This window comes from Undibacterium sp. Ji83W, from assembly GCF_049340385.1.
Taxonomy (GTDB): domain Bacteria; phylum Pseudomonadota; class Gammaproteobacteria; order Burkholderiales; family Burkholderiaceae_D; genus Undibacterium.
Genome location: NZ_JBMPOZ010000001.1, coordinates 528,847 through 554,814 on the forward strand (window position 1 = coordinate 528,847; position 25,968 = coordinate 554,814).

Here is a 25,968-nt window from a genome sequence, read left to right on the forward strand (position 1 = left end):
TGTCATCTCCCTATTTAGAGTGCCTTACAAGGCCCACAAAGTTATTCGCCATGAGCAAAGATATTAAAAATAACAGCAATGCAGCATCTGCAACGCCAGCAACACCGGCACCAATTTCCAACTTCCTGCGCGCCATCATCGACAATGACCAGGCTGCTGGCAAATACGCCCGTGATGGCTTGCCGACGGTCATCACCCGCTTCCCGCCTGAACCGAATGGTTATTTGCATATCGGACATGCCAAGTCCATCTGCCTGAACTTTGGCCTGGCACGCGATTACGCTGGCCGCTGCCATCTGCGCTTTGATGACACCAATCCTGAGAAAGAAGACCAGGAATATGTTGATACCATCATGGACAGCGTCAAATGGCTGGGCTTTGACTGGAACAACAAGGGCGAAGAACACTTGCACTATGCGAGTGACTATTTTGACCGTCTGTATGAAATCGCCGAATACCTGATCGGCGCAGGCCTGGCCTACGTCGACAGCCAAAGCGCTGCCGACATGGCGACCAACCGTGGTGATTTTTCCAGGCCAGGCGTGAACTCGCCTTTCCGCGACCGTGCGCCAGCCGAATCACTGGACCTGCTGCGCCGCATGAAGGCAGGTGAGTTCAAGGATGGCGAACACATCCTGCGCGCCAAGATAGACATGGCATCACCGAACATGAATTTGCGCGACCCGGCCATCTACCGCATACGCCATGCCCACCATCACCGTACTGGTGACAACTGGTGCATCTATCCTATGTATGACTACACGCATCCTTTGTCAGATGCCATAGAAAACATCACGCATTCAATCTGCACGCTGGAATTCCAGGATCACCGCCCTTTCTATGACTGGATCATAGAACGCGCCGCTGAAGGTGGTTTCTTCAAAAAACCAGTACCGCAACAATATGAATTCGCCCGTCTGAACCTGACCTATGTTGTCACCAGCAAACGCAAGCTGCGCCAACTGGTAGAACAAAATATCGTCAACGGCTGGGACGACCCACGCATGCCCACCATCGTCGGCATACGCCGTCGTGGCTACACGCCAGAGTCATTGCAACTGTTCTGCGAACGCATAGGCGTCACCCGTTCTGATGGCTGGATAGACTACAGCACGCTGGAAGGCTGCCTGCGCGAAGACCTTGACCCCAAAGCACCACGCGCCACCGCCGTACTGCGCCCGCTGAAACTGATCATCGACAATTTCCCCGAAGGCGAAAACATCGCCTGCACCGCACCTATCCATCCGCACCACCCTGAGCTGGGCAACCGCGAATTCACCATAGGCAAAGAACTATGGATAGAACAGGAAGACTTCATGGAAGAGCCAGTCAAAGGCTACTTCCGCCTGTTCCCTGGCAACAAGGTGCGCCTGCGCTATGGCTACGTAGTTGAATGCACAGGCTGCGACAAGGATGAAAACGGCAATGTCATCGCCGTCCATTGCAACTACTTTGCCGACAGCAAATCCGGCACCGAAGGCAGCGCCAACTATAAAGTCAAAGGCAACCTGCACTGGGTCAACGCCGCCGACGCGCTGGAAGCCGAAGTCCGCCTGTACGACCGTCTGTTCACTGATGCAAACCCGGATGCGGGCGGCAAAGACTTCATGGCCTTGCTAAACCCGGATGCACTGGAAGTAGTACGTGCCTATGTAGAACCTGGCCTGGCGACCATTACGCCGGATACACGTTTGCAGTTTGAACGCCATGGTTACTTTGTGGCAGATCGTGTGGATTCTATAGTTGGGAAACCGGTGTTTAACCGGGTGACAACTTTGAAGGATTCGTGGGGGAAGTAGTCCAACTTCAAACACCGTACCAAAACCCGCTTTAGCGGGTTTTTTTATAACTCAAATATCCAGATTATTGCATCAATAAGACTTGCCGCTAAAAGCTTTAGCACGCTGACCAGCAAATTGCCCTCTGCCAAAACCTGTCAAATTCCAGTGGCCTGACACGGCACCTGTTTTGAGATTTATTTTGCCATCGAAACTGGCTGAGCCTGCCAAGCCTTTCCCTGTCATTTGTACGACACCATCTGTCGATACTTTACCGGTAATCGTTAAACTGCTATGGGCTGTGCCTGAATCGGCAGAACCAAAGATATTGCCAGCACGATCGACATGGATATAAAACGTACCTGTATCAGCACCGCCATAGCTGCCGTAATAATCGCCAAGAATACCCGTATAGCCAGATTCACTGGCCTCACTTTGTGCAGACTCTTTGGCTATTGACGTTGCCTGTGAGCGAAGCTGGGCAAGATTTACTGAGGATTTGGTTGGCACATCTGCTTCGACGCCTGCTGTTATATCGGCAAATGATTTTGCTGTTGCCGGAGGTGCAGGCAATTTCTCAACTGATGCTGGATTCGTTGTCGCCCTGGGTAAAGGTGCAGACTCTTTTTGGGCAACAGGCGGCGGCTTTTGATGCTCTGCGTCTTGATGTTCTGCTTTTCGATACTCAATTTTTGGTGTCAATGGATCTGCTTGCGGTACAACAGGCGTCAGGAAAGTCACGACCGTTCCAGATTCGTCTTTGTCTGTCCGGGGAGTGTAGCTGTGAGATAAAGCCAGGAAGAGCAGGATGTGCATCAGCAGGATGACGAACAGAGGCCGCATCCTGACATGGGTAGTTCCAAGCAATGCTTGCTGTATTGATGTCATTCACGTATCCACAGTCTTGCATACCATCCATTGATCATGACGGTGCCATCCCTCATGGTTCTGCTGCAATTTTTTATTTCTTTGATGGCTGCAGGCGCATCTGCCTGCAGCCATCAACTCATTGCGCCAGCGGGAACTCGTTATTGATAATCTTGTTACCGATATCGCTGACGCTGACATCTGCATTCGACAATATTACTACGCCCTTACCCGCTTTTTTATCAAAGGCGATATAGCTGCTGTAGCCGCCTGTCTTGCCTTCCAGGCCGAGGATGGAACTGTCGAATTTATTATTATAGCCACCCCAGACAAACAAGAGACGGTTGCCGCTCTCGAATGGTACCTGCAGCTTGTGCATGGTGCCGTTTACGGGCGTCTTGGTCTGGTCCATATTAGCAGCAAGGAATTTAAGCATGTCATTGGCAGATGAGTGCAAGCCGCCTGCGCCTTCGAATGAAGTGAAGTTCCAGGCTGGTGCAGTGGCAAATTGTGCTTTGCTGCTGTAACCGGTTGCCATGCGTTTTTGCATGTCTGCATTGAGGTTGACGCTGGTGGCAGTCATGCCCAGAGGCGTGGTGACGCGGTTCTTGATCAGGGTGTCATAGTCTGTACCGGCGTGCTGACTGAGTGCCAGACCCAACAGTCCATTGCCAAAACTTGAATAGACAAATCGGCTACCGACATCGTATTTCATGTCGTAGTTGGACAAAAATTCATAAGCCTTGTTGGCAGTAAAACCTGCATAGGGATTATCGCTGCCAGAATTTGCTGGTACGGCAGCTATCGCAGGTAAGCCAGAGCGGTGTGAGGACAGGTCAGCGAGTGTGATTTTCCTGTCGTCATAGTAGGGTACCTTGACGCTACCAGGCAAGTACGTGGCGAGTGGATCTTTTAATCTGATTTCATTTTTTTCTGCCATATCCATCATGGCCACGCCAGTAAATGCACTGGTGACGGAACCAATTTCAAACAGGGTATCGGCATCGACAGGACGACGTTCTGCCAGGTTGGCATAACCGTAGCTGATCACCCTGCTGCCTTTTTCATCGACAATGCCAACCACCAGGCCGACGCCTTTCTTGTCTGTATCTATGCGCTGTTTGAGGATGTTCAAAATGTCTGCGTCAGACATGGAAGTTGCCGCGTGCGCCTGAATTGCACCCAGTGCCAGCGTTGCCATCAGTAATTTCGCAGGGAGGAGGCGGTAAGTTTTTTTCATGTTCGTTGTGCTTTCTGATTCAGGATTGAGAAACCCAGACTCACTCTTGGTGAAATCTGCAAACTGGTAAAACTGTGCAAAGGCAAACTTGCTCCTTCGCCGGTGCGGCTTGATTGCATGCACATGGCGCAATATAGGCAATACCTGCTTTTCAAGTTGGCAGATTGAGACGGAAGCGCAATATTTGGGATTGAAAGTGAAATTTTGAGGAACCAAATGCACGAACCGTTCGTGGATTCTGCGCGCACCTGAGCGCAATTGATGCCGCAGCGGGCTGGCGGTTTTAACGCGGCAACGGCAATGTCAGGGGCAAAAGCAAACCGCTTTGCTGCAATACTTCACGGGCCATGGTGACGAGGTTGCCATCCGCCAGCCCCTGCTCTTGCCGTAGATAGGAAACGTAATACATCAGGGGATTCAGCGGTGGTTTGACTGTCAGTGTGCGGATGATTCCACTCTTGATTTCTGCATCGACCACGGCACGTGGCAGCACGGCAATGGCGTGGCCTGCTGCGACCAGCTTGATCATCATCGCCATGGAATTGCAGATGCTGAGGTTTTCTGGCTCATGGCCTGCCAGCCTGAACCATTCCATCACGACATTGCAGATTGTCGTTGGTGATGGCATGGCGACGACAGGCAATGCCGCCATGCCTGCAGGGTGCAAGGCTTGTTCATTGAGTACAGTTTGGGTGGATGCCACCCATGCCAGGTCTACATGGCCTATCGCAACATCAACGACATGTGGTGCCGAGACGGGGTCGCTGAGGATGGCGATGTCGAGTTCGCGGGCATTCAGTTTGCGGCTGAGGTTGGCCCCCACATCAATGGTCAGTTCTATACGCACATCGGGGTATTGGGCTTTTAGCCGCCCCAACAATTCTATCAGGCCGGACATGGCTGTCGACTCATTCGCACCCAGGCGCAGCAGGCCGCGCATGGGGTTGCGCCGCTTGCTGATTTGCTCCAGATCATCAGACAGGCGCAGCATTTTTTCTGCCTGTGCCAGCACATCGCGCCCTACCGGAGTGATGACGGCACGGTGGCCGCCGCGCTCAAACAGCTTGAGACCAAGTATGTCTTCCAGTTCCTGGATCCTGGCGCTGATCGTGGGCTGGGTCAGGTGCAAGTGCTTGGCTGCCGCATGAAAGCCACCCAGCCGGGCTATCCAGTAAAAGGTTTCAAGTTGCTGTAGTGAGGGTCGCATGATAGATAAATCTTATCAACTATTGGCAATAACTTCAATTATCTTCTATCAAGATCGCATTTTATACTGGTTGTACTGGTCGTCAGGTAGTCATAACTGATTGATAACCACCTTCCCTATTCACATGCTATGGAGCAACCTATGTCCTCACCCTCTATCTCCCAGTCACCCGCAGAATTGCGCCTTGCCATGCGTCGTGGCGAGTGGCGTAAGGAAACCTCGGGGCTGGCACCTGGTTATGTACAGGTGAACCTGGTGATCCTGCCTGCAAAAGACGCCAGCGACTTTCACCGCTTTTGTCAAAAGAATCCCAAGCCCTGTCCCTTGATTGCGGTGTCAGAGATTGGTGACCCTTTCATGCCTTTCCTTGGGATTGATCTTGATATCCGCAGCGATGTGCCGCGTTATCGCGTATTCCGCAATGGTGAGCTTGTGACTGAACCTTTTGACATCAGTGATATCTGGCGTGATGACCTGGTGACCTTTGCCCTGGGTTGCTCTTTCACGTTCGAGCATTCGCTGATGGAAAATGGCATAGGCATACGTCACATACAACAGGGGCGTAATGTGCCCATGTACCGCACAACCATACCAACCTCGCCAGCAGGTGCATTCCACGGGCCTCTGGTAGTCACAATGCGGCCCATGAAGGCGGCAGATGCAATACGGGCGATACAGATCACCTCGCGCTTCCCTGGCGTGCATGGTGCGCCTGTACATATCGGTGACCCTGCATTGATAGGCATCACTGATCTTGCCCAACCTGATTATGGTGATGCGGTGACGATCAATGAGGGTGAGTTACCCGTATTCTGGGCTTGTGGTGTCACACCCCAGGCAGCACTGATTCACGCCAAACCAGAGCTATGTATTACCCACGCGCCTGGCCACATGCTGTTGACGGATTTACGCAATAGCGATTACTCGGTGCTTTGAAAAAAATCCACTCTATAGAGGATGTGCGCAATGGGTTTGATTTACGGTTTGCTGGTGGCATTGATCTGGGGTGCGCAGCCGGTGGTTGCCAGTTTTGGTTACCGCGCATCGCTGGATATTTTTGACCTGACCGTATTGCGTTTTGCTGTCAGCGGCGTGGTGATGCTACCCTTCTTTATCAGGGGTGGCGTGTGGAATGCCGCTGGCATAGGCTGGCGCAGGGCGCTGGTCTTGCTGTTGCTTGCAGGCCCCGTGTACAACATGGTGCTGGTTGGTGGTCTGCACTGGGCACCTGCTTCGCATAGCTCGCTTATCTATCCGGCATTTACGCCATTGTTCACGTCCTTGCTGGCAAAGCTGATGCTGGATAAGCGTGACGGCATCCCCATGCTTGGACTGAGCCTGCTTTTGGTTGGTGTCGTCATCGTCAAGGCAGGCAGTATTTTGCAGCCACAGTCAGGCGCTTACGCCCGGGCCTGGCGTGGTGATTTGCTGTTCATGCTCGCAGCCCTGATGTGGTCGTTTTATACGGTGCTGATGCGGCGCTGGAATACCAACCCGCTATCGGTAGTCAGCGTGATACAGGTGGGTGGCCTGCTATATGTGCCGGTGTATTTTTTCTTTGCTGGTACGGCCTTGTTCCAGCTTGATGCCAGTGCTATCGCTGTGCAGGCGGTTTATCAAGGCTTGCTGGTGAGTGTGATATCGGTCTTGTTGTTTAATCTGGCCGTCAAGCAGCTGGGTGCCAAGGCATCGATGTTCACAGCCCTGATGCCCATCGTCGGTGTATCACTGGCCATCATCGTACTGGGGGAAACTTTGACTTTATCCCTGTTACTTGGCGCGGTGTTAATATCAGGAGGATTGTTTTTGTCACTCAAGCCGCCTGGCAAGATAAAAACCTGAATTTTAAATCCATGCATGGAGTAGCACCTCTAGAGGTATTCAAATCGATATTCATACAGCTTTTATGGAAAGGCAAATTGCTGACCAACAAAATGCTAACCAACAAATTACGAACAAAAATGAGCCCTGTCTTGATTGTGGCGCCTGTTGCGCCAGTTACCGTGTTTCATTTTATTGGGCCGAAGCAGATGTCAATGGCATTGCTGATTCCATGGTCCAGGCATTGACGCCGGTATATTCTTGTTTAAGCGGCACCAATCAATCCAGGCCGCACTGCCAGGCTCTGGTAGGTGTAGTCGGCAAAGTCGTCAAATGCAGCATGTATGAACAAAGACCATCCCCCTGCCGTGAGGTGCAACCAGGTGATGACAAATGCCAGAAGGCCCGCGCCAAACATGGTTTGGCTGCCCTGCCGGTGCCAAGCTCGGTGCTTACTAAGAAGGATTCAGACAAACTGGCCGCTTGAGTGTAGGATGTGCAGCCTGAAGAAATAAACCGGGAACAGCTTTGATTAACGATAACGAATACACATCAGAAGATAACGCACCTCAGGAAGAGGACAACCGCATCCGTGAGCCACGCCTGTGGCGCGACAAAGGCTGGACAGCCCAGGTCATCAAGAATGACGATGATGAAGGCTGGGCCGTTGCCATGATCAAGGATGGTGAACCTGAACCTGCCCTGGTTGGCCCGTGGACCATGGGGCGCGATAAAAAGAATCCCAAACCACTGGACGCGAATGCTTTTGGCACGCTGGTGAAAACCGCATCTGAAGTGATACGTCGTCATGAACAACAATTGCATGCAACGCTGCACAAGAGCCTGATGGTCGCTACCGATGAAGCTGATTTCAAGATCATGCTCGACATCGTACCTGATGAAGATGATCCCTATGCCTGGCTCAGTGCACAGGATGCTGGCAGTACCGAGTTAGCCAGGGTCAGGGTTGGGCCTAACTATAAATTGAACCAGCAAAATGCCAGGGCCTGGATAGCGGATGATTTTCGCCGTCCCGACTGAGATTAAATTTTTCAGAAAAAATCATGGGATCACAAGCAAGTTTTGTAGAGTTTGTTCTCGATCAGTTGAGTGCCTGTGACGATGTCATCGCCAAGAAAATGTTTGGCGAGTATGCGCTGTATATGTCTGGGGCGTCAGGGAAAATGTTCGCGCTGATCTGTGATGATCAGCTATTCATCAAACCGACAACAGCCGGGCGGGAACTATTAGGCACGGTGACTGAAGCACCGCCCTACCCTCAGGCCAAGCCCTGGTATCTGATCGATAGTGAATTATTGGAAGACCGCGACGCTTTGACTACGCTTGCGCGTGCCACTGCTGCCGCATTGCCGGTACCCGTAAAAAAGACCAAGCTTGTGACCAGGAAAAGTAAATCCTGAATCCTGAAAAGCTTGCTGTGGAATGCTGCAAGCGTTGATGGAATATATCCATCAACGCCACGCACTTACTGACGTGTACTTAAGTTTGCTTAGAAATTGTATTGCAAACCAGCCGACAAATTACTGGAAGATGTTCCAGTATTGGAAAAAGTATGAGGATTGTATTTCTCGAACTCTGCACGGACTGCCAGGTTAGGATTGATCTTGTAAGTCACACCTACACCATACAATGCCTGATTGCCAGTATTGGAAGCTGAATATGAAGGCAGGCCTGAAGTATCGTAAGTCGTTTCCGCTTTTACGCGCGCGATACCCAATTTGGCAAAGCCGGCAAAAGCTTCATTAAACTCATAGTTGTACACGCCAGCCAGACTGAAGCCGGTTTTCTTTTGCTCGCTATGGCCGAGCGCCAAACCTGAGTTTATTGATGTTTTACCAGCAGAAAAATAACTGCTTTCCACGGCAAAATGCTTGTCTATGTTATAGCCGCCAAATACCTTGAAACTGGTGGCTTTGGAATCACAAGTCGTGCTGTAGTTACAGTAATTGCTGGCATCACTCTGACCAACAGAGCCGCCAAGATAAGTCTGGGCGGAAGCGAAAGAGCTGGCGAGCATGCCTGCGGCGGCGCAGACGATGATGGAAATTTTTTTAATCAACATAATTAGCCTTTGTTCATTTGTTTATGTCTCCGGGCTGAGCCAGGAACCGGACCTGAAGCATGAAGGAGTACCAAATAAAGCACCAAAGAAGAACACCAAAGTGCATGGCAATTGTCTGATGCTTTATTGCTCAGGAAACATCTACAGGGTATATAAAGGCTTGCAAAAATTAAATCAAAAATGCCCAAGTACCGCTTTAGTGTCTTATTGGTATCATCTGACTAGACTCTGGCAATGACCATTGAACAAGATGTTTTTGCCCCAATAAGGCGGCTGGTCTTGAAATTCCCCCTGATGACATCAAATAGATCTATACCTAGCTAAGTCACCGGAGAAAAGATGGCGTTTGACCCACTGAATCTGAAACAGGCATCGTCTGCTTTTGAACAGAGTCTGAACCGTGTCATTGATGAGCGGGTAGCACCACTGATGGACAGATCCATCCATCAGGTCAGCAATGAATTATCGGAAGTGATACGCCAGGCTGGCGAGCAGGTAGACAGGAATATCGCGCTGCTGTCGGACGAAATCCATAGCCAGCGCAGCATGACCAAGGACGACATCAGGGAACTGATAGATTATTCCACGGCACAGATAGGCGCAGCAATAGACCAGCGCATACTCGCCATCAAGCATGAAACCTCCACACTGATCAATGAAAAAGTCGACTTGCTCAAGTGTGAGCTGGAAGACGCAGCCGTCAACAGCCGCAAGACCATGTATGCCAACGTCGCCATTTCTATAGGCGCAGCGGTGCTGATGGCACTGGTTGGTCTGGCGTATAAAAAAATATCCTTGGGCGAATTAAATCTCTTGAATGTGTTCAGGGTGACTTTGCTGTCTTGCGCGACGTTTACCTTTGTGCTGTCCATGCTTAAATTCATACAGCGCTGGCGCAGCATGAAGCGGGTCAAGAAAGGTGTGACGACGGTGGCGATTGGTTATCTGGGTATCTTGCGACCAAACGGGGCAACTGGTTTGCTACTACTCAGCGTCTGTCTGATGGCAGGCTGGACCTGGTTGTACCTGGGGAAAATCTGGTTTTAGGGTTTGCCACAGGGATCACATTAGAGCTTGCATCAAAGACCACATATGAGCCGGGTTGGTAGTAACTTGCAGCCCGGCAACAGGTATTTGAAATTAGGCGTACAATTTAAAGCTTATTTGATTTGCTTATATCGATGAACTTTTTATGTTGAGCAGCATCACAACATAAGTTCATGCATGTCACATGCCGATCAGCATTTCATGTCATTCCTGCTTTAAGTATCCATAGCGCCGCCCAGGCGCTTACGCCCTGACCTATGCAAACCAAGAAATTCAATCCTGTATTCAATTCCTATCTGATTTACATTGGCGTCGCAATTGCGTCTGGTGGTGTCGCTTTATATACACCTATCATCGTATCTGAAACGGGTAAGGCTTTCTCGGGATTCTGGGCAGGATCGATTTTATTTGGCTTGAATCTGGGCCGGGTACTGGGCTCTTACATGGGTACCAGGTTTTCCCGCATGGCGAATCACCCGTTGGCGATTTCAGGCAACATCCTGCTGGAAGGCATAGCCCTGTATTTCATGGCTTACCTGAGTCAGGCCTGGGCACTGGCCTTGTTTGCCTTGCTGGCTGGTCTGGGTAGCGGCCTGTCTTTCCCCGGTTTAAAAAATTATTTATTGAAACTCAAGGGACTGGACCAGACGTCCATCTTCAGCAAACTGGCCTTTGCCATCCGCATGGGTCTGGTTGGTGGTTACCTGACAGCCAGTTTTGTACCACATGACCAGTTGAAGCTGGTGTTCCTGATCGTGCTGATCACCTTTATTGTTTATGGCTTGTTCATGCTGATTGCCATGCGCGCCATCAGTGAGCATGAACAAGAAAGCTTGGCGCTGGAACAAAAAGCATTGGCAGATGAGGCATCCAGTACAACTGGAATGGAAGATACTGACTCAGACAAACCCGTAGAACTGCCGCTGATGTTTTATTTGTCGAATTCAGTGTTCTGGTGTTTTGCCGTGCAACCGATGATAGGCTTCAGCCTGCATATTCCCAAGTTCACGCCTGAGATACCAGTATCCACGCCCTTCTGGCTGGCGGCACTGGTGATTATCTTTTTCCAGATACCTATTTCCAAACGTGCAGTGCGCACGCTGGATCATTTCCGTTTCTTGAAAATAGGTTATGCATGCCTGTTTGTCAGTTTTGCCATCATGGTAGTGTTTACCCATAGTGCCGCCGCCGTCGTCATTTCTGCGATTCTGCTTTCTTTCGGACAGGTATTTTATGGCCCCTCACTGGATGTGCTGGTCGCACGCTTTGCCAATAAGTCTGCGGCTGATACTGGCAGGCTGATGTCTCAGCAAATGTTTTATCAAAGCATAGGCACCATGGTCGGCAGTGTTGCTGGTGGTGCCTTGTTTGACTTTGCCCAATTCTTGAAAATGCCTGGGATCAACTGGTTCATGCTGGCAGTAGCCAGCCTGGCCATGATGATGTTCAGCCAGAAAAAAATTCCCGCACTGTATTACGATGCTGGTCAAAGAATACCCAACGCCAGCTAGATGATCGCTTTACCGGAAGCTGCCACGGCTTCCGGTGCATTCACCATGGCAACAAAAAAACCCTCCATTAGGGGATGCTTGCTCCTCATACTCCTGCTTTTAATTTCCTCTGCGCAATTGCGGCAGCTTAGCCAGCAACACTTTACTAAAAGACAAAGTTAAATATTGAAAATACAATTCTTTAATTGTGTTTTTTATTATACTATTCGATAACTGTCTTATCCGGCCACGATGCGCGGTTCATTTTCTATTCGTCTGCGACTGATCTGCTACTGATCTGCGACTGATTTGCTATTTGGACAAGACTGCTTTCACCCCCAGGTTTAGCTGTCCTGAATTTGCCCTGCAAATTCAGATTTTCCCATGTAGCAGAAACTTTGAAGGATCTTGAAAATGACTACCTATTCACCCAGGCGTGCAGCTCCCCCAGGCGATCTGGACTCATCCCCATTAGGGCATCTTGCCGAACTCGAAGGTACCTGGTCCGGACGCGGTTTTAATTTGATTGCCGTCCCCAACAAACAACACAATGCAGCGTTTCGCCTGATGTTGAATGCGACTGCGGAACGCATACAATTCACGGCCATTGGTGGTGTAGTTCCTAACCGAGGCTCAGTGCAAAATGACATCGGCATTTTCGGGCTGACTTACCTGCAGCAAGTCAACGATGCGCCAACCATGGAAGGCCTGCACATAGAGCCAGGTATATGGCTAAACGTACCGGCAACGACAGATCCCAAGGCAGGCCCCAGCATCGTCAGGCAATCAACCATTCCGCATGGCGATTCCTTGCTGGCTCAGGGTACAGGCATTAAGGTTCCTGGCGGCCCGCGCATAGATCCTGTCAGCTCCAAACCTACCGGCCCAGGCATGGCACATGCGCCATTGGGCTATCTTGACCCCTATCTGCACTCCGATCTGCCACCAGGCATGAAGCAGAGTTATGTCGCCAATATGAATGAAGCATTGATTGATGCCATACAGGGACAAAAGATAGTCAATACCACGGTATTGTCGGTCGCATCGATACCTGTTGGGGGCATCGTCAATATTCCTTTCGTTACGGCTAACGCAAATGCCACCAGGCTGGATGCGATCTTCTGGATAGAAACGGTAGAACGCCCTGACGGTACGCAATTCATGCAATTGCAATACACCCAAACGGTGATACTGAATTTCCTTGACATAGACTGGCCGCATATTTCTGTCGGAACAATGATACGCACTTGATATAGCTGTACAAATTGCATCGTGCTCATACAGAAGCTTTGAGCACGATGCTCATTAAAAATAAATCGCTGGTTTTAACGCCCCATTTAATGCTTTGTACTTCATAAGCATACTCAATATTTCACACGCAAAAGCCATCCCGTATCAACGCATCATCAATGAGCAATTCCTTTGCCAAGTAGTTCAAACCAAACCAGTAAATGAGTGTGATCATGAAAACCAAAACCTATTCCATCTTCGGTGCCGGAGCAGCGGGCCTGTATACTGCCTGGCGCTTGCTCAGCGGTAAAAGCACAGATAAAAACAAATTGCTGGAAAAAGACGATACGCTGGAACTGTATGACTGGGGACAGTATGACTTCAGTAAAGATGACAATGGCTCGCGCGCTCCGGGTGCACGTGTCTGCACCTGGCACTATCAGGATGATCCTGGCAAATCTTATGTAGAGCTGGGTGGCATGCGTTATTCAGAATGGGATACCAAGGCAAAAAACCATAACAATGGCAAAGCGCCAGGACACAGACTGGTAACAACTGTGATTCATCAATTGGGCCTGGACAAATATGTCGTCCCATTCAACGAATCAGATAATCCACTTTACTACTTGCGTAGCAAGAATTTTTACCTGAATGATGTCACCTCATTCAATCCCGCACCATATAACGTGAATAACTTTGGTGCCAGCACTTCACCGAACCAGGGGTTTACTACGGTAGAAAACTTGGCAGTGACTGCCACCACAGGACCGCAAACCCGCAGGGAGTGGGATCATTTTTACCAGCATGGCAAGATCACGGCAGAATTGCCCGCATCATCGATATTCCAGAAAGGTGACAAGCTGAAAGATATAGGTTACTGGAACCTGATGTTTGATCAGCTTGGCTCTGAAGGTTATAACTATGCCGCTGACGGCAATGGCTATACCTCGAACGTCATCAACTGGAATGCCGCCGTGGCCTTCCAGGCAAATAATGAATTCACCCCCGGCAATGAATACATGACCCTGACCACGGGTTATTCAGGCATGTTCAAGGCTCTGTTTGCAGCTATCACTGAACTGGCCCGTGACAAGGGCGTGCACTTCAATTACCAGCCTAACCGCCGCCTGCATTCCATACTGGAAATCGACAATGCCATCCATTACGGCATTGCCAACCGTGATGCCCCTAACAAAAAATCCAGCAGCGGCAAGACCGATGCAGCCTGGCTGGCCATGCCGCGTTATGCGCTGGAACTGGTGGCGCAAGCCACCCGCTATGAAAACCATCCTGGCCTGGATGTGCTGAATCATCAAAAAGTGCAGTTGTATATGGAAGCCACCATCATGCAGCCTTCCTACAAGATAGGCATGTTCTTCAAAGACCCATGGTGGTTGACGCAAGCAACTTACGCCCCGCAACTGAGCAGCTATGAAGTCACCAAGGATGTGATTGCGCAACTGGCTGAGCAAGGCTTCCCTGCCAGTTACCTGGACAAACTCAGTCAGCCCGCAACCACAGGCCAGTCAGAGATCATGAATACGCCGTACTCCAGCGCTGCCAGCTTACTGACAGCGACCGAACAACGCCTGCAGGAAAGACTGAGCGTGCCACAGGAAGGGCAGCTCCTGGCTACCTCCAGCCGTAATACCATAGGCCCTACTGTGACGGACAATCCTGTACGTATGGTCGTCTATTTTGGTAATAATGCCCTCGACAAAAGCACAGAACCTGTCTACGGCTTGCTGGCCGCCTATGACGACGAAGCCTTTACGACTTTCTGGCAAGAACTGGAACTGGGCCCGGAACAACAAAGACATCTGCCCTTGTCTGAAAATACCGAGCCCTTGAAGGGCCCGCGCAAAGTACCTGACCGCATGCTCAAGATGTTGCGCAAGCAGCTGGCAAATATCCATTTTGGCCCGAATGCAGATTTCAGTTCTGTGCCTGAACCACTGGATGCTGCCTATATCGATTGGTCGCTGCCGCCCTTTAATGCAGGCTACCATGCCTGGGCGGCGCACTATGATATCGGCGACGTGCAGCAAAAAATCCGCAAACCCTCACAACTGATACCGGGGGCTGATGCGAATATCTTCATCGTCGGCGAAGCCTATTCCAATGACCAGGCCTGGGTAGAAGGTGCCTATTGCACGGCAGAGTCGGTATTGAATGACTTCTTTGGTGTTGAACCATTGATAGATAACCGCGAATATCCTTTCATCTGCTCGGCCAAGTAAATTCCCTCCTTAAACAAGCACAGGTATTTCATCATACCTGTGCTTGCTTCCCTTACTCCCTCAAGTCTTGTTGTCAAATCCCCCATCACTGCTGACAGAAACTGACACTGCTGCATCCTAAGATGTCTTTGCCTTGAACAACATCATCAACGCAAACAACACTATCTCTTTTTAGGAGCAAACACCATGATGACCCCAAGCTATGTACTTTTGTATGTTGACAGCCCGGAAGCCAGCGCAGCGTTTTACAGCAAAATCCTGGGTCTGACGCCAGTAGAAGCATCGCCTACTTTTTACTTGTTCATACTGGACTCCGGCCACAAACTGGGTTTGTGGTCAAAACACACGGTAGAACCGGCGGCCACTTCCTCTGGCGGCAGTGAGCTGGCTTTTGCAGTAGGCGACAATGCTACGGTAGACAGCACCTATGACAGTTGGGCTACACGTGGCATGACGATAGCCCAAACACCTTGCAGCATGGATTTTGGTTATACCTTTGTGGCTCAAGACCCTGATGGTCACCGTCTGCGCGTTTTTGCACCAGCCTGATCATGGATACGCAACAGTACCGTAACTGGATCGCTGTTGCCTCTGCCGACCACGTACAGCGTGGTCAGGCAGATGGCTACATGCAAGTCTGCCACGGCAAGGCCGCGCCTTTACGCCGCATGCAAGCTGGCGACAGGGTGGTGTATTACTCGCCCAGCCAGGTCTTTGGCAGCAATATCAAATTGCAGGCATTCACAGCGATAGGCCGGGTCAAGCCGCGCGACGCCTATCAGACCGACATGGGTGGTGGTTTTCATCCTTACCGGCGTGACGTGGTGTGGACGGCATCGCAGGAGACCAGCATCCTGCCCCTGCTGCAAACGCTGGAGTTTTCTGCTGGCATCAAGAACTGGGGCTATCAATTCCGTTTCGGCCTGTTTGCCATCAGCGAACATGATATGCGCGTGATTGCTGCTGCCATGGGCGTTGCAAGAGACTTGTTTGATACTGACCATGACAGTGCAGGATTATACGTAGAAGCAAATTTACAACTCAGCCTGTGCTTAAGCTGATACTGTCTATGACCTGGAACAAGTCAGGCGTTACAATGTCGCCTGATATTTCCCCAGACATAGAGAGCAAGCTTGCCAGGACACATACAGCCCCCGACTTATCATCAGCCAGTGCGCCTGTGGGCAGCAGCGACGCTGCTATTGCTCGCGGCTGGGTGCCTGCTGGGCTGTGACAACAAGGGCGAAGGCAAAGCCTTGCAACTGACCGACTGGCTCAAGGTCAGCAAAATCGCGGCAGAAGTGCAGCAACCCGGCTCTGCCCCTGGCGATCAATCTCTGCAATATGCCATACGCAAACCGCAAAGATTCTGGTTCATTGCCTATGACAATTGGCTAGACATGAACTACGACCTGGTAAATGTGATTGATGACAAAAACATCCTGATTGCCAGAAGCAGCAAGTACGCCAAAATCCAGGCGGCTAAAGATGGCAAGGCTGCCGACACGCAAGTCAGGCTGATGAGCACCTATGGGGAAGTTGAAACTTCTCTCTGCCCATCATCAGACTTGATCAATGCCCCAGCCAATAGCGATTTTATCGATTGCGTAGAGATCAGCAAGCTCAACAAATTGACTGTCAAGCGCACGGATATTCATGGCAAATTGCTGCAAACCGTCAGCATGGTCGCGAACGAATGGGATGACCTGAGCACACAAAAGAACGTGACCTATTACGATGAGCAGCAACAAGCTTATATCCTGGAAATTGGCAAAGACAATACCTACTGTCGCCTGATCATGCCTGGCAAGGAAAAAAGCCAGAGCTTTGCCTTGAATCTCATGAATACGCAAAACAAGTGCGATGATATGGCGACCTGGGCTGCCATCACCCGTAAGAAGCTAAGCAAGGCACAGTCTTTTGGTGAACTGGGTAAAAATGTCGCAATCTGGAAAAAGCTGGAAGCATCCAATCCTGGATGGATGCCAGTCAAAGTTATCGCCGCAGATAAAAAGCCGCAAGCCCTGCCCGCCAAATAAGTCTGAAGTTCACAAGACTTAAAATCTGCAAGACATTTGACACTTGTTATCACTTCATTAGTCCTGCCGCAGTATGCAACGAGTAAAATTTCGCCAGGCATGGCAACAACACTCCATCTCCACTTACACCAGACGGTAACCCAAGATCGCCACACATGATAGTCAGAACCTTAGTCGTCATTTGTGCCATCATTTCGATTTATTTTGGCATAGACAATCTGCAAAAACTCCAAACCATGCGTATTCCGGTCAGCGAGTTTGAGCAGGTTGATGGCAGCCTTGTGCTCCTGGTGCATGAAGTCGACAATAATCCTGGTTATGTCGTGAATGGCAGTTTCAACAAGCAATTATTGCAACTGACCTACAGCTATAACCTGAACGGCGTGGAAAGAACCACCGACACCATCTCCCCCATCTGCACCCGCTGCGAGGCCAAACATGTCTTGAGGATGACAGGATTAAAACCAGAGGAACTGGTTCCTGGTGCCCAGCTCAAGGTTTATGTCTCTTCAGTTGACCCGGCCAAGGCCTACCTGGCCCTGCCAACCTCTGGTGAGCAGCAGTCACAAATGTGGACGGTATTCTTGTGGCTGATCTTTGCACCAGCCATGTGCCTGCTGTTTTACAAGCTTGAAGGCAGTAGCAAAGGGCCGGGTGAAGGTTCAGCCAAGGCAGCTTAGAATTTTCAACCCACCAACCTTCACCAGCATTCATCAACAGCGTCTGACATCCCGCCAGGTTTAATCCCTTGCATTCAAATTTAGTTGCGTTTGACAACAATAGCATTTTACGCCTATGATTGTTGCGTAAAGCAACCAATATTTAAAATGAACGATAATTCCAGCACCGGCACCCTGATCAGGGAATTTGCCAGACTCTATGTCCGTGACCAGCGCAACCATGCTTGCGGGGATGCTGCATCAACTGTGCAATGTCATTTGATGACAGAATTACTGCGCGAAGACGGGCTGACCCAGCAGACCCTGGTGAAACGCCTGGGCCTGGATAAAAGCTGGATCAGCCGGGCCACAGATGCCCTGGTTGCCGACGGCACCATCAAAAAAACTACCAATCCTGATAATCGCAGGAGCGTCAACCTGAGCCTGACCCCGGCTGGTCGCCAGCGTGCCAGCCTGCTGGATGCGCAATTGAATAACCACGCCGACCAATTATTGTCCGCAGCGAATCCAGAAGAAATGGCTCTGGTGCGGGCCGCCATGCAGATATTGCTGCCCGCAGTACAAAACGGCACAGTAAGCACTTGTGCACCTGTCAAAGCCAGACCAGCCAAAAGCCTGAGCAGATTGCATTTGCTTGCCAGTGAATTGCTAATTACTCCAGCCAGCCAAACAGACTGGCCCGCGATCGCCAGCCTGCTGCAAGATCTGGGCTTGCCGCTGGATGGCGCACAAGAGCATATCAGCAACTTCCAGTTGATACGCGCTGGCGATAATTTTCTGGGCTGCGCCGGTCTGGAGATATATGGCAAATCCGCGCTCTTGCGCTCACTGGCTATCAAGCCTGAGGCGCAAGGCCAGCATTGCGGTACACGGCTGTTACACCACATGATCAATAAAGCACGCGCAGCCAGTGTGAAGCATTTGTATTTATTGACGACAGATGCAGATGCCTATTTTCACAAACAGGGGTTTGAAAAAATCGAGACCGGTAAATTACCCATAGCTTTGCAAGCTTCGCGACAACTGCAAGGTGCCTGTCCTGTATCGGCAATTGCCATGCTGTTGAAAATCAAAAAAGCAAATTAATCAGAAACTGCCCAGACAATGAAGCATACGCCGCACGCCTACCAGACTATTGCCATACTCGCTGTCACGCAAATCCTGTCCTGGGGTTCCTTGTATTACGCCATCGCCATCCTGGCACCGGAAATCCAGCGCGAGATGGGCTGGCGTGCGGAACTGGTGTTCGCTGCATTTTCATGGAGCCTGCTGGTGGCTGGCATGATAGCCACCTACATCGGCATTTTGCTTGATCGCCACGGTGGCAAGTTCGTCATGGGCATGGGCTCACTGATCTGTGGCACGGGTTTGATCGTACTCAGCCAGGCGCAAACCCTGTCCATGTATTATTTGGCCTGGAGCATACTGGGCATGGCCATGGCGATGACTTTATATGAAGCCGCTTTTGCCACCCTGACCCAGCAATTCAAAGAACACAGCCGCCAGGCGATTTCTACCCTCACCTTGTTTGGCGGTTTTGCAAGCACGGTATTCTGGCCACTGACCCAGCAATTGAATACGGTACTGGGCTGGCGACATACTTATCTGGCCTATGGCCTGGCGCAAATCCTGCTGTGTCTGCCCTTGCATTTGCTACTGCAGAAAAAAAGCAAAGCGCAAGATGGCACCATACCTGTCGTAAAACAAAAGAAAAACTTCAGCCTGCAAGAAGCGGTGCGCCATCCTACCTTCTGGAAACTGGCCTTCGCTTTCGCTGCCAACAGTTTTGTTTTCTCTGCATTGTCAGTACATCTGATCCCCTTGCTAAAGGAAATGAATCATCCAGCAACGCTGGCAGTATTGATGGCAGCCATGATCGGCCCCATGCAAGTGCTGGGCAGGGTAGGAGAAATGACGATAGCCAGAAATGCCTTGCCACAAACCGTAGGCAAATTCACCTTTGCAGCTTTGCCTGCAGCCTTGCTGGTCCTGATCTTGATGGGCACGCAAGCCTGGGCGGTTGCCCTGTTTTGCATACTGTATGGCCTCAGCAATGGCATACTGACCATCGTACGTGGCACGATACCGCAAACCCTGTTTGGTACAGAAAACTATGGTGCTATTTCGGGCGCCATGTCTGGCCCCGCCTTGTTTTCAAAAGCAGCCGGGCCTTTGCTGATCGCCAGCCTGATTCATCACACCAGCTCACCCTACCCTATCCTGGCTTGCTTGTTACTGTTCTCGCTGGCTTCGCTGACGTTTTACTTCGCAGCCTTGCGTAGCGCGCAGCATTAGGACATGTCTGTTGTCTTATCGGTGTCGTAGGCGGTGTATTTCCTGGCATCGCCTTTCACTTGCTCTACCGGATATTTGATGGCATTCAAGACGATTTTTTCCATGCTGGCAGCGAACAAATCCACTTCCAGCGCATCGGCCAGCATGACCAGGTAATTCAACACATCAGCCATTTCATGACGGATGGCTTTTTTTGCCTGTTCATCCAGCTCTTCTGCCCTGCCGGTTGGCAGCCATTGAAAAATCTCCAGCAACTCCGCCGCCTCTACGGTCAACGCACTGGCCAGGTTTTTGGGTGTATGGAACTGCGCCCAATCGCGCTCAGCAACAAACTGGCGCAAACGATCGCGGATATCTGTATATTGAACTTCAGGTACGGTAGTTGTCTGGGACATGGTCTGGATAAAAATAGGCTGCATAAAAAGATGACTCAGTCTGTCATCAGCGCGGACGGTATTGTACATGGCTGGACAAGACAAGCCCTCAGTTTCATTCAGGCCCTATGTGCGCAAGTGCAGGCAAGATCTCAGTTAGCCGCAGACACCAGGCTTTCGCCGATAAAGACGCGGTAGGTTTTGATACGCCCGGTGGCATCATCACTGCCCTGGCGCGGGGTATACCGGAAGCCGCTTATCTTTATCTTACTACCCAGATCAATGACCAGCCGGTGCGGATGTGGTAATGCAATTTTGCCATTCAAGGCCGTGTGCCAATGATCAGATGCCTGGCCGTTGATGGCATTCAGGGCAGACCCATCTTCACGCACGCTTTCTTCACTATCGGCATAGGCAATGGTCCATGTTGCCTGGCTCATGATTTTTCCATCATGATCAAATAATTCAATTTCTGCGACTGCGGCAAAACCCTTGCCGTCAAAATCATCCAGGGATTCGAGACAAAACTGTTTGCCAAAGGCGAGTTTGGCGAAGCGGATTTCCTGTTGCGCAGATCCAGCTAAAAAGCTGCCTTCATGGACGGGGAACAAACCAGCCAGCATGAGCTGACTCCTGTTATTGCGCGGGAAGAAATCCTTCTCTGGCCGTAGTTGATCAAGTACAGGCAGTTTGAGTCCTGCGATTTCACTCCTCTCCGGTCCAGACAAATCCAGCACAACAATCTCGTTTTGGCCTGGCTTCAACCAGGGTCCGGGCAAATACATGGTCTGGGTCGGCCCTATATTCCAGAAACGCCCCAGGCAAATGCCGTTGACCCAGACTGCGCCCATGCCCCAGCTGGAGACATCCAGGAACGTGTCACCAACAGTATCGACAGAAAAACTGCCGCGCCAGAATGCAGGCTTCATCACATCTGCGGAAGCGAACTTGTCAGACACAATAGGCTGCCAATCCAGCGCAGGCAATCGTGCATCAGCACCAAAGTCCAGCGCACGTATTTCCCAATTATTGATGAGTTGTTTTTCAGGGTTTGAACTGCTGCCAGTCTTGGCTATGAAATGTATCGGGCCATGCACGCCTTTGCGGTCGTGCATTTCCATACCAAAATTTACCCGTGCAATGGTGTACAGCAAAATCTCCAGCTTCACTGGCCTGGCGCGTGCTGGCAAATTGACGCGGAAGCGACGACTGCGTGCATCCATCACGCCTGCGGCTTTACCATCAATAAATACCCAGGCCAGGTCACGTACCAGAGTCGCTTCAAGCACGCCATCAGGGCCAGCAGACAAAGTGGTGGAATAAGCAATCAGACCGCGACTGATATTGTAGTGTTCAATCGCCTGTGGCGACACGGCATGAATGACTGCAGCAGGGAGATTTGCCATGACTGCGGCAGTTTCTGCCAGCTTGAATGCCGGAATGGCGATCACAGGATTTGTCGGCGGTGCTTCTGTTATTGTTTCACCAGGCAGTAAATACGGCGTAATCGCTGCCCGGAATTGCGCGAATTTATCACCCATCCAACCCGCTTCGCTGATCGGTGCATCATAATCATAGCTGCTGGTGTCAGGGCGCATGGGGCGGTCACATCCAGCCCACAGGCCAAAGGAAGTTCCACCATGTGCCATATACAAGCTGAATGAGCCGTTGACTTTGAGCATATAGTCCAGATCGCGAATGACCTTGCCCATGTCGCCGCGCTTATGTGGTGTACCCCAGGTATCAAACCAGCCAGGGTAAAACTCACCACACATCAATGGGCCTTTTTGCACTTCAGCCAGTGCTTTAAACCCCTGTTCAGGATTAGCCCCAAAATTGGCGACGGAAAACAGTTCCGGGATATGTGAACGGACAACGGCATTAGTAGGGTTACAGGCAAACAGCGGCACATCAAAACCGGCATTCAGCATGATTTTACGCATCAAACGCATATAGGCTAAATCACTGCCAAAGAAGCCATATTCGTTTTCCACCTGCACCATCAGGATGGGGCCACCCCGGGTAATTTGCATGGGGCCTAATACACGCCCTACTTCTCGCAGCCACCGGGCGGCTGGTTCAATAAAACGCGTGTCACTGCTACGCAAGAAATTACCCTCATGCTTGAGCAGCCACCAGGGCAAGCCACCCATTTCCCATTCTGCGCAGGCATAAGGCCCTGGCCGTAAAATGACCCATAAACCTTCTTGTTGTGCCAGGCGACAAAACTCTGCGGCGTCACGCTGGCCCTGCCAGTCATATTGGCCTTCATGCCATTCGTGATAATTCCAGAACAGGTAGGCACACACCACATTCAAGCCCATGGCCTTGATGGCTTTAAGCCTGTGCTGCCAGTATTCTCTTGGTACACGCGCAAAGTGAATCTCGCCGCAGCGTATCTGCAAGCGTTTTCCATTCAATAAGAAATCCGTCTCGCCAATTGCAAATTGATGCGTAGCGCCAGCAGTGCTTTTGATATCTGCAGCTTGCGAAAATTGGGGTAGCGAACTGACAGCAAAGGTGGTAGCAATAGTTTGCAGAACGCGGCGACGGGAGATGTGATTTTTCACTAAGCTAGGAGCGAGACTATTTATAAAATAGTCTAGTCTCGCAAATTTCTCCTCCTCCAGGTTCGCAAGTTGATGATTGTTTGCAGCTTATCGTTTCTTGCGTATCCCTGATCAGTTTTCCAGGAAACGCTGCGCATCCAGCGCTGCCATGCAACCTGTGCCAGCACTGGTAATGGCCTGGCGATAGATGTGGTCCTGTACGTCACCAGCAGCAAACACGCCAGGTACATTGGTGGCCGTTGCCATGCCTTCAGTACCGGTACGGGTTTTGATATAGCTATTCTTCATGTCCAGCTGTCCATCAAAAATGCTGGTATTTGGCTTGTGGCCAATCGCAATGAAAACGCCGTGCACAGTGATAGGGCTAACTGTTCCATCTGCATCTTTGACATTGATGCCAGTCACGCCAGATTCATCGCCGATCACTTCATCAAGCGTATGGTTCCATTTGACTTCGATCTTGCCTTCAGCCACCTTGGCCATCAGGCGGTCAATCAAGATTGCCTCTGCACGGAACTTGTCGCGACGGTGTATGACTGTGACCTTGCTGGCGATGTTTGACAGATACAGGGCTTCCTCCACCGCCGTATTGCCACCACCGACCACTGCGACTTCCTTGCCACGGTAAAAGAAACCATCGCAAGTTGCACAGGCAGACACGCCCTTGCCCATGAAGGCTTGCTCAGATGGCAGGCCCAGGTATTGAGCAGATGCGCCAGTCGCAATGATCAGGGAGTCGCAAGTGTACTGCGCCTGGTCGCCAATCAGGCGTATCGGTTTTTCATCGAGCTTGGCAGTGTGGATGTAATCAAAAATGATTTCTGTATTAAAGCGTTCCGCATGCTGCAAAAAGCGCTGCATCAGTTCCGGTCCTTGTACGCCCATAGGGTCAGCAGGCCAGTTCTCTACATCGGTGGTGGTCATCAACTGGCCGCCTTGTTCTACACCAGTGATCAGTACAGGTTTCAGATTGGCGCGGGCAGCATACACAGCTGCGGAATAACCTGCGGGGCCAGAGCCAAGAATTAATACGCGGGCATGTTTGGGTGTGGGCATAGTAGTGAATAGTATATTGTGGCGATACTGTATCAGTGCGCGAAATTAGAGCGCAAAATGACGCGACAGATGCTGGATAAAGCGCTCAGGTTCCAGGTAACCAATGATGCGGCTGTTTGGCACTTCCTTGCCGTTACGGTCAAACAGGATGATGCCTGGTGGACCAAACAGGGAGAAACGCTTCATCAGTGCCTTCTGCATATCGCTATTGGCCGTCACATCAACTTGCAACAAGTGCAGTTGCTTGAGTTGTGCGCTGACTTTGGGTTCAGAGAAGGTAAACCTCTCCATCTCCTTGCAGGATACGCACCAGTCTGCATAAAAATCGAGTAGCACCGGAGCATCCGCCTTGGCCAGAGTGGCCTCAAGTTCAGCTACACTTTGAATGCGTGTGAATTTATTCTCTGCATGCTTTTCTGTATCGCTGCTACCCGCAAGCTGCGCAGCATTTTCTGTCGCACGCAAATGCGCCAAAGGTTGCAATGCGTCTTTGCCATTACTGGCAGCACCGATCAACTCGAACATACCCACCAGCAAGAAGGTAATGCCCAAGGCCCTGGCAAAGTAAAGGCGCAATTTGGCACCTGCTGGTATCTGATCAAACACATGCAGAAATACTGCACACAGTATGGCAAAAGCACCCCAGACAGCCATCATGACCTTGACCGGAAACACGGGCGACACCATCCAGATGGCGACAGCAATCAGCAACAGGCCAAACAATTTCTTGACATGATTCATCCAGGCACCGGCACGCGGCAACAGGCTGCCAGCAGAAATCCCTGTCAGCAGCAAAGGCACACTCATACCCACCGCCATGGAGAACAAGGCCCAGGCACCTGTCATCACATTACGGGTCTGGCTGATGTAGAGCAAAGCGCCCGCCAGTGGCCCGGCCACACAGGGGCCAACAATCAATGCAGACAAAGCCCCCATGACAAACACACCAAGGAATTTACCACCGCTGAAACTGCCACTGGTTTGACTCAGGCGGCTTTGCAAGCCACCAGGTAATTGCAATTGATAGACATCAAACATGGACAAAGCCAAACCAACCAGCAGTGCACCAAAAGTCAGTAATACCCAGGGCTTTTGCAAGGCTCCGGCCAAGCCTTCACCGGCCAGGCCTGCGGCCACACCCAGCAAGGTATAAACCATTGCCATGCCCAGGCAATATGACAACGCCAGCATGAAGCCACGGCCACGCGATACATTGCCTTCACCCACGATGATGGATGACAGGATAGGCACCATCGGCAATACGCAAGGAGTAAAAGACAGCAATAAACCAAATACCAGGAAGGCCAGACCTATGCGCCACAAGCTGCCACTTTGCAAGGTGCGCTGTGCCAGCGAACTGTCATCTTCGGTATGTGCAGCATCTTTGGCAGCAACAGGCGCAGCGGCAGTAGTTGCCATGGTTGCCGTGGCGGCTACGACTTGCGAGACCTGATCTGCGGGCACAATACTCAACTTGCCGGGTACAGAAGTATCCACCTTGTAGTGTTGCTCCGCGGGCGGATAACACAGCCCTGCATCGGCACAGCCCTGATAACCCACCTTCAAAGTGAAGGTCTTGTCCGCTTTGGTGACAGGCAATTCCACCACCAGTTTATCGTTATAGGTTTCAACTTCCTTATTGAAGGTGGTGTCGAATTTGCGTATGCCGTCCGGCAAGCGAGGCTCGGCAACAACGATACCCCGCTCTACGGCATTGAAACTCAGGCGCTCTTTGTAGAGATGGTAATCCTTGGCGATGGTCCAGGAAAGCACCAGAGTTTTCGCTCCGCTGACATCCTTCAACTCTGTCTGCAACTGGAATGCGCGTTCTGGCTCCAGAAAGTCATCTGCATGGGCAAGCGGATGCAATAAGCTCGCTATCAACAATACCGGCAATAGCGACAACAGCCGCCATACAGAGAACCACTTATAAAAAATATGATGCTTCATT

Annotated in this window: 24 protein-coding genes; 16 read left to right on the forward strand and 8 right to left on the reverse strand. The window is 50.9% G+C overall.

What is annotated here, in order from left to right; genetic code table 11:
• Window positions 1–50: 50 nt before the first annotated feature.
• Window positions 51–1,799 (forward strand): glutamine--tRNA ligase/YqeY domain fusion protein, encoded by a 1,749-nt coding sequence (locus tag ACO0LD_RS02370; protein WP_423003330.1) that lies wholly within the window; start codon window positions 51–53, stop codon window positions 1,797–1,799.
• Window positions 1,800–1,871: 72 nt separating this feature from the next.
• On the opposite strand, the gene ACO0LD_RS02375 is transcribed toward ACO0LD_RS02370, so the two are convergent.
• The 3 genes from ACO0LD_RS02375 to ACO0LD_RS02385 form a co-directional block, all read right to left on the reverse strand.
• Window positions 1,872–2,666, reverse strand: coding sequence for a hypothetical protein (locus tag ACO0LD_RS02375; RefSeq protein ID WP_423003332.1), 795 nt, complete (start codon window positions 2,664–2,666; stop codon window positions 1,872–1,874).
• Between the two features lie 118 nt (window positions 2,667–2,784).
• Window positions 2,785–3,885, reverse strand: a complete 1,101-nt coding sequence (locus ACO0LD_RS02380; protein WP_423003334.1) for a serine hydrolase domain-containing protein — start codon at window positions 3,883–3,885, stop codon at window positions 2,785–2,787.
• A gap of 283 nt (window positions 3,886–4,168) precedes the next feature.
• The gene (locus ACO0LD_RS02385; RefSeq protein WP_423003336.1) at window positions 4,169–5,092 is read right to left on the reverse strand and encodes a LysR family transcriptional regulator; all 924 of its coding nucleotides are present in this window, start codon (window positions 5,090–5,092) and stop codon (window positions 4,169–4,171) included.
• A gap of 141 nt (window positions 5,093–5,233) precedes the next feature.
• Here ACO0LD_RS02385 and ACO0LD_RS02390 point away from each other — a divergent pair, with 141 nt between their 5' ends.
• The 5 genes from ACO0LD_RS02390 to ACO0LD_RS02410 all read left to right on the forward strand — a co-directional run bounded on the left by ACO0LD_RS02390 (window position 5,234) and on the right by ACO0LD_RS02410 (window position 8,334).
• Window positions 5,234–6,028 carry a putative hydro-lyase gene (locus tag ACO0LD_RS02390; RefSeq protein ID WP_423003338.1) on the forward strand — a complete coding sequence of 265 codons (795 nt, stop codon included), beginning with the start codon at window positions 5,234–5,236 and terminating at the stop codon, window positions 6,026–6,028.
• 30 nt (window positions 6,029–6,058) lie between these two features.
• Window positions 6,059–6,934, forward strand: coding sequence for a DMT family transporter (locus ACO0LD_RS02395; protein WP_423003340.1), 876 nt, complete (start codon window positions 6,059–6,061; stop codon window positions 6,932–6,934).
• A 64-nt stretch (window positions 6,935–6,998) separates the two neighbouring features.
• A complete protein-coding gene (locus tag ACO0LD_RS02400; RefSeq protein ID WP_423003342.1) occupies window positions 6,999–7,400 on the forward strand; it encodes a YkgJ family cysteine cluster protein in 402 nt (133 codons plus the stop codon).
• 44 nt (window positions 7,401–7,444) lie between these two features.
• Complete coding sequence (locus ACO0LD_RS02405) at window positions 7,445–7,954, forward strand: hypothetical protein (protein ID WP_423004074.1); 510 nt, start codon at window positions 7,445–7,447, stop codon at window positions 7,952–7,954.
• A 23-nt stretch (window positions 7,955–7,977) separates the two neighbouring features.
• Complete coding sequence (locus ACO0LD_RS02410) at window positions 7,978–8,334, forward strand: TfoX/Sxy family protein (protein WP_423003344.1); 357 nt, start codon at window positions 7,978–7,980, stop codon at window positions 8,332–8,334.
• Between the two features lie 89 nt (window positions 8,335–8,423).
• On the opposite strand, the gene ACO0LD_RS02415 is transcribed toward ACO0LD_RS02410, so the two are convergent.
• Window positions 8,424–8,996, reverse strand: a complete 573-nt coding sequence (locus tag ACO0LD_RS02415) for an outer membrane beta-barrel protein (protein ID WP_423003346.1) — start codon at window positions 8,994–8,996, stop codon at window positions 8,424–8,426.
• A 339-nt stretch (window positions 8,997–9,335) separates the two neighbouring features.
• Here ACO0LD_RS02415 and ACO0LD_RS02420 point away from each other — a divergent pair, with 339 nt between their 5' ends.
• The 10 genes from ACO0LD_RS02420 (at window position 9,336) to ACO0LD_RS02465 (ending at window position 20,017) form a co-directional block, all read left to right on the forward strand.
• Window positions 9,336–10,043: a hypothetical protein gene (locus tag ACO0LD_RS02420; protein ID WP_423003348.1), complete on the forward strand. Its 708-nt coding sequence runs from the start codon at window positions 9,336–9,338 to the stop codon at window positions 10,041–10,043.
• Window positions 10,044–10,300: 257 nt separating this feature from the next.
• Window positions 10,301–11,554, forward strand: a complete 1,254-nt coding sequence (locus ACO0LD_RS02425) for an MFS transporter (protein ID WP_423003350.1) — start codon at window positions 10,301–10,303, stop codon at window positions 11,552–11,554.
• Between the two features lie 393 nt (window positions 11,555–11,947).
• Complete coding sequence (locus ACO0LD_RS02430; RefSeq protein ID WP_423003352.1) at window positions 11,948–12,784, forward strand: heme-binding protein; 837 nt, start codon at window positions 11,948–11,950, stop codon at window positions 12,782–12,784.
• 212 nt (window positions 12,785–12,996) lie between these two features.
• The gene (locus ACO0LD_RS02435) at window positions 12,997–15,003 is read left to right on the forward strand and encodes a hypothetical protein (protein ID WP_423003354.1); all 2,007 of its coding nucleotides are present in this window, start codon (window positions 12,997–12,999) and stop codon (window positions 15,001–15,003) included.
• A gap of 186 nt (window positions 15,004–15,189) precedes the next feature.
• The gene (locus ACO0LD_RS02440) at window positions 15,190–15,552 is read left to right on the forward strand and encodes a VOC family protein (protein ID WP_423003356.1); all 363 of its coding nucleotides are present in this window, start codon (window positions 15,190–15,192) and stop codon (window positions 15,550–15,552) included.
• A gap of 2 nt (window positions 15,553–15,554) precedes the next feature.
• Entirely contained in the window at window positions 15,555–16,064 is a 510-nt protein-coding gene (locus tag ACO0LD_RS02445; RefSeq protein ID WP_423003358.1) for an EVE domain-containing protein, read from the forward strand.
• 72 nt (window positions 16,065–16,136) lie between these two features.
• Window positions 16,137–17,042, forward strand: coding sequence for a hypothetical protein (locus ACO0LD_RS02450; RefSeq protein WP_423003360.1), 906 nt, complete (start codon window positions 16,137–16,139; stop codon window positions 17,040–17,042).
• A 155-nt stretch (window positions 17,043–17,197) separates the two neighbouring features.
• On the forward strand, window positions 17,198–17,722 hold the full coding sequence (locus tag ACO0LD_RS02455; protein ID WP_423003362.1) for a hypothetical protein: 525 nt from the start codon (window positions 17,198–17,200) through the stop codon (window positions 17,720–17,722).
• A gap of 147 nt (window positions 17,723–17,869) precedes the next feature.
• Window positions 17,870–18,808, forward strand: a complete 939-nt coding sequence (gene arsN2 / locus ACO0LD_RS02460; protein ID WP_423003364.1) for an arsenic resistance N-acetyltransferase ArsN2 — start codon at window positions 17,870–17,872, stop codon at window positions 18,806–18,808.
• Window positions 18,809–18,826: 18 nt separating this feature from the next.
• The gene (locus ACO0LD_RS02465; protein ID WP_423003366.1) at window positions 18,827–20,017 is read left to right on the forward strand and encodes an MFS transporter; all 1,191 of its coding nucleotides are present in this window, start codon (window positions 18,827–18,829) and stop codon (window positions 20,015–20,017) included.
• Here ACO0LD_RS02465 and ACO0LD_RS02470 read toward each other — a convergent pair.
• The 4 genes from ACO0LD_RS02470 to dsbD all read right to left on the reverse strand — a co-directional run bounded on the left by ACO0LD_RS02470 (window position 20,014) and on the right by dsbD (window position 25,967).
• The gene (locus tag ACO0LD_RS02470; RefSeq protein WP_423003368.1) at window positions 20,014–20,412 is read right to left on the reverse strand and encodes a nucleotide pyrophosphohydrolase; all 399 of its coding nucleotides are present in this window, start codon (window positions 20,410–20,412) and stop codon (window positions 20,014–20,016) included. The genes ACO0LD_RS02465 and ACO0LD_RS02470 overlap by 4 nt on opposite strands.
• Window positions 20,413–20,543: 131 nt before the next feature.
• The gene (locus ACO0LD_RS02475) at window positions 20,544–22,961 is read right to left on the reverse strand and encodes a beta-galactosidase (RefSeq protein ID WP_423003370.1); all 2,418 of its coding nucleotides are present in this window, start codon (window positions 22,959–22,961) and stop codon (window positions 20,544–20,546) included.
• A gap of 111 nt (window positions 22,962–23,072) precedes the next feature.
• Window positions 23,073–24,017 carry a thioredoxin-disulfide reductase gene (gene trxB / locus ACO0LD_RS02480; protein ID WP_423003372.1) on the reverse strand — a complete coding sequence of 315 codons (945 nt, stop codon included), beginning with the start codon at window positions 24,015–24,017 and terminating at the stop codon, window positions 23,073–23,075.
• A 45-nt stretch (window positions 24,018–24,062) separates the two neighbouring features.
• Window positions 24,063–25,967, reverse strand: a complete 1,905-nt coding sequence (dsbD, locus tag ACO0LD_RS02485; protein WP_423003374.1) for a protein-disulfide reductase DsbD — start codon at window positions 25,965–25,967, stop codon at window positions 24,063–24,065.
• Window position 25,968 lies beyond the last annotated feature (1 nt).

Bases quoted from the DNA above. Each gene is read 5' to 3' on its own strand.
- ACO0LD_RS02370 (WP_423003330.1), top strand. From the start codon at position 51: ATGAGCAAAGATATTAAAAATAACAGCAATGCAGCATCTGCAACGCCA.
- ACO0LD_RS02375 (WP_423003332.1), bottom strand. From the start codon at position 2,666: ATGACATCAATACAGCAAGCATTGCTTGGAACTACCCATGTCAGGATG.
- ACO0LD_RS02380 (WP_423003334.1), bottom strand. From the start codon at position 3,885: ATGAAAAAAACTTACCGCCTCCTCCCTGCGAAATTACTGATGGCAACG.
- ACO0LD_RS02385 (WP_423003336.1), bottom strand. From the start codon at position 5,092: ATGCGACCCTCACTACAGCAACTTGAAACCTTTTACTGGATAGCCCGG.
- ACO0LD_RS02390 (WP_423003338.1), top strand. From the start codon at position 5,234: ATGTCCTCACCCTCTATCTCCCAGTCACCCGCAGAATTGCGCCTTGCC.
- ACO0LD_RS02395 (WP_423003340.1), top strand. From the start codon at position 6,059: ATGGGTTTGATTTACGGTTTGCTGGTGGCATTGATCTGGGGTGCGCAG.
- ACO0LD_RS02400 (WP_423003342.1), top strand. From the start codon at position 6,999: ATGGAAAGGCAAATTGCTGACCAACAAAATGCTAACCAACAAATTACG.
- ACO0LD_RS02410 (WP_423003344.1), top strand. From the start codon at position 7,978: ATGGGATCACAAGCAAGTTTTGTAGAGTTTGTTCTCGATCAGTTGAGT.
- ACO0LD_RS02415 (WP_423003346.1), bottom strand. From the start codon at position 8,996: ATGTTGATTAAAAAAATTTCCATCATCGTCTGCGCCGCCGCAGGCATG.
- ACO0LD_RS02420 (WP_423003348.1), top strand. From the start codon at position 9,336: ATGGCGTTTGACCCACTGAATCTGAAACAGGCATCGTCTGCTTTTGAA.
- ACO0LD_RS02425 (WP_423003350.1), top strand. From the start codon at position 10,301: ATGCAAACCAAGAAATTCAATCCTGTATTCAATTCCTATCTGATTTAC.
- ACO0LD_RS02430 (WP_423003352.1), top strand. From the start codon at position 11,948: ATGACTACCTATTCACCCAGGCGTGCAGCTCCCCCAGGCGATCTGGAC.
- ACO0LD_RS02435 (WP_423003354.1), top strand. From the start codon at position 12,997: ATGAAAACCAAAACCTATTCCATCTTCGGTGCCGGAGCAGCGGGCCTG.
- ACO0LD_RS02440 (WP_423003356.1), top strand. From the start codon at position 15,190: ATGATGACCCCAAGCTATGTACTTTTGTATGTTGACAGCCCGGAAGCC.
- ACO0LD_RS02445 (WP_423003358.1), top strand. From the start codon at position 15,555: ATGGATACGCAACAGTACCGTAACTGGATCGCTGTTGCCTCTGCCGAC.
- ACO0LD_RS02455 (WP_423003362.1), top strand. From the start codon at position 17,198: ATGATAGTCAGAACCTTAGTCGTCATTTGTGCCATCATTTCGATTTAT.
- arsN2 (WP_423003364.1), top strand. From the start codon at position 17,870: ATGAACGATAATTCCAGCACCGGCACCCTGATCAGGGAATTTGCCAGA.
- ACO0LD_RS02465 (WP_423003366.1), top strand. From the start codon at position 18,827: ATGAAGCATACGCCGCACGCCTACCAGACTATTGCCATACTCGCTGTC.
- ACO0LD_RS02470 (WP_423003368.1), bottom strand. From the start codon at position 20,412: ATGTCCCAGACAACTACCGTACCTGAAGTTCAATATACAGATATCCGC.
- trxB (WP_423003372.1), bottom strand. From the start codon at position 24,017: ATGCCCACACCCAAACATGCCCGCGTATTAATTCTTGGCTCTGGCCCC.
- dsbD (WP_423003374.1), bottom strand. From the start codon at position 25,967: ATGAAGCATCATATTTTTTATAAGTGGTTCTCTGTATGGCGGCTGTTG.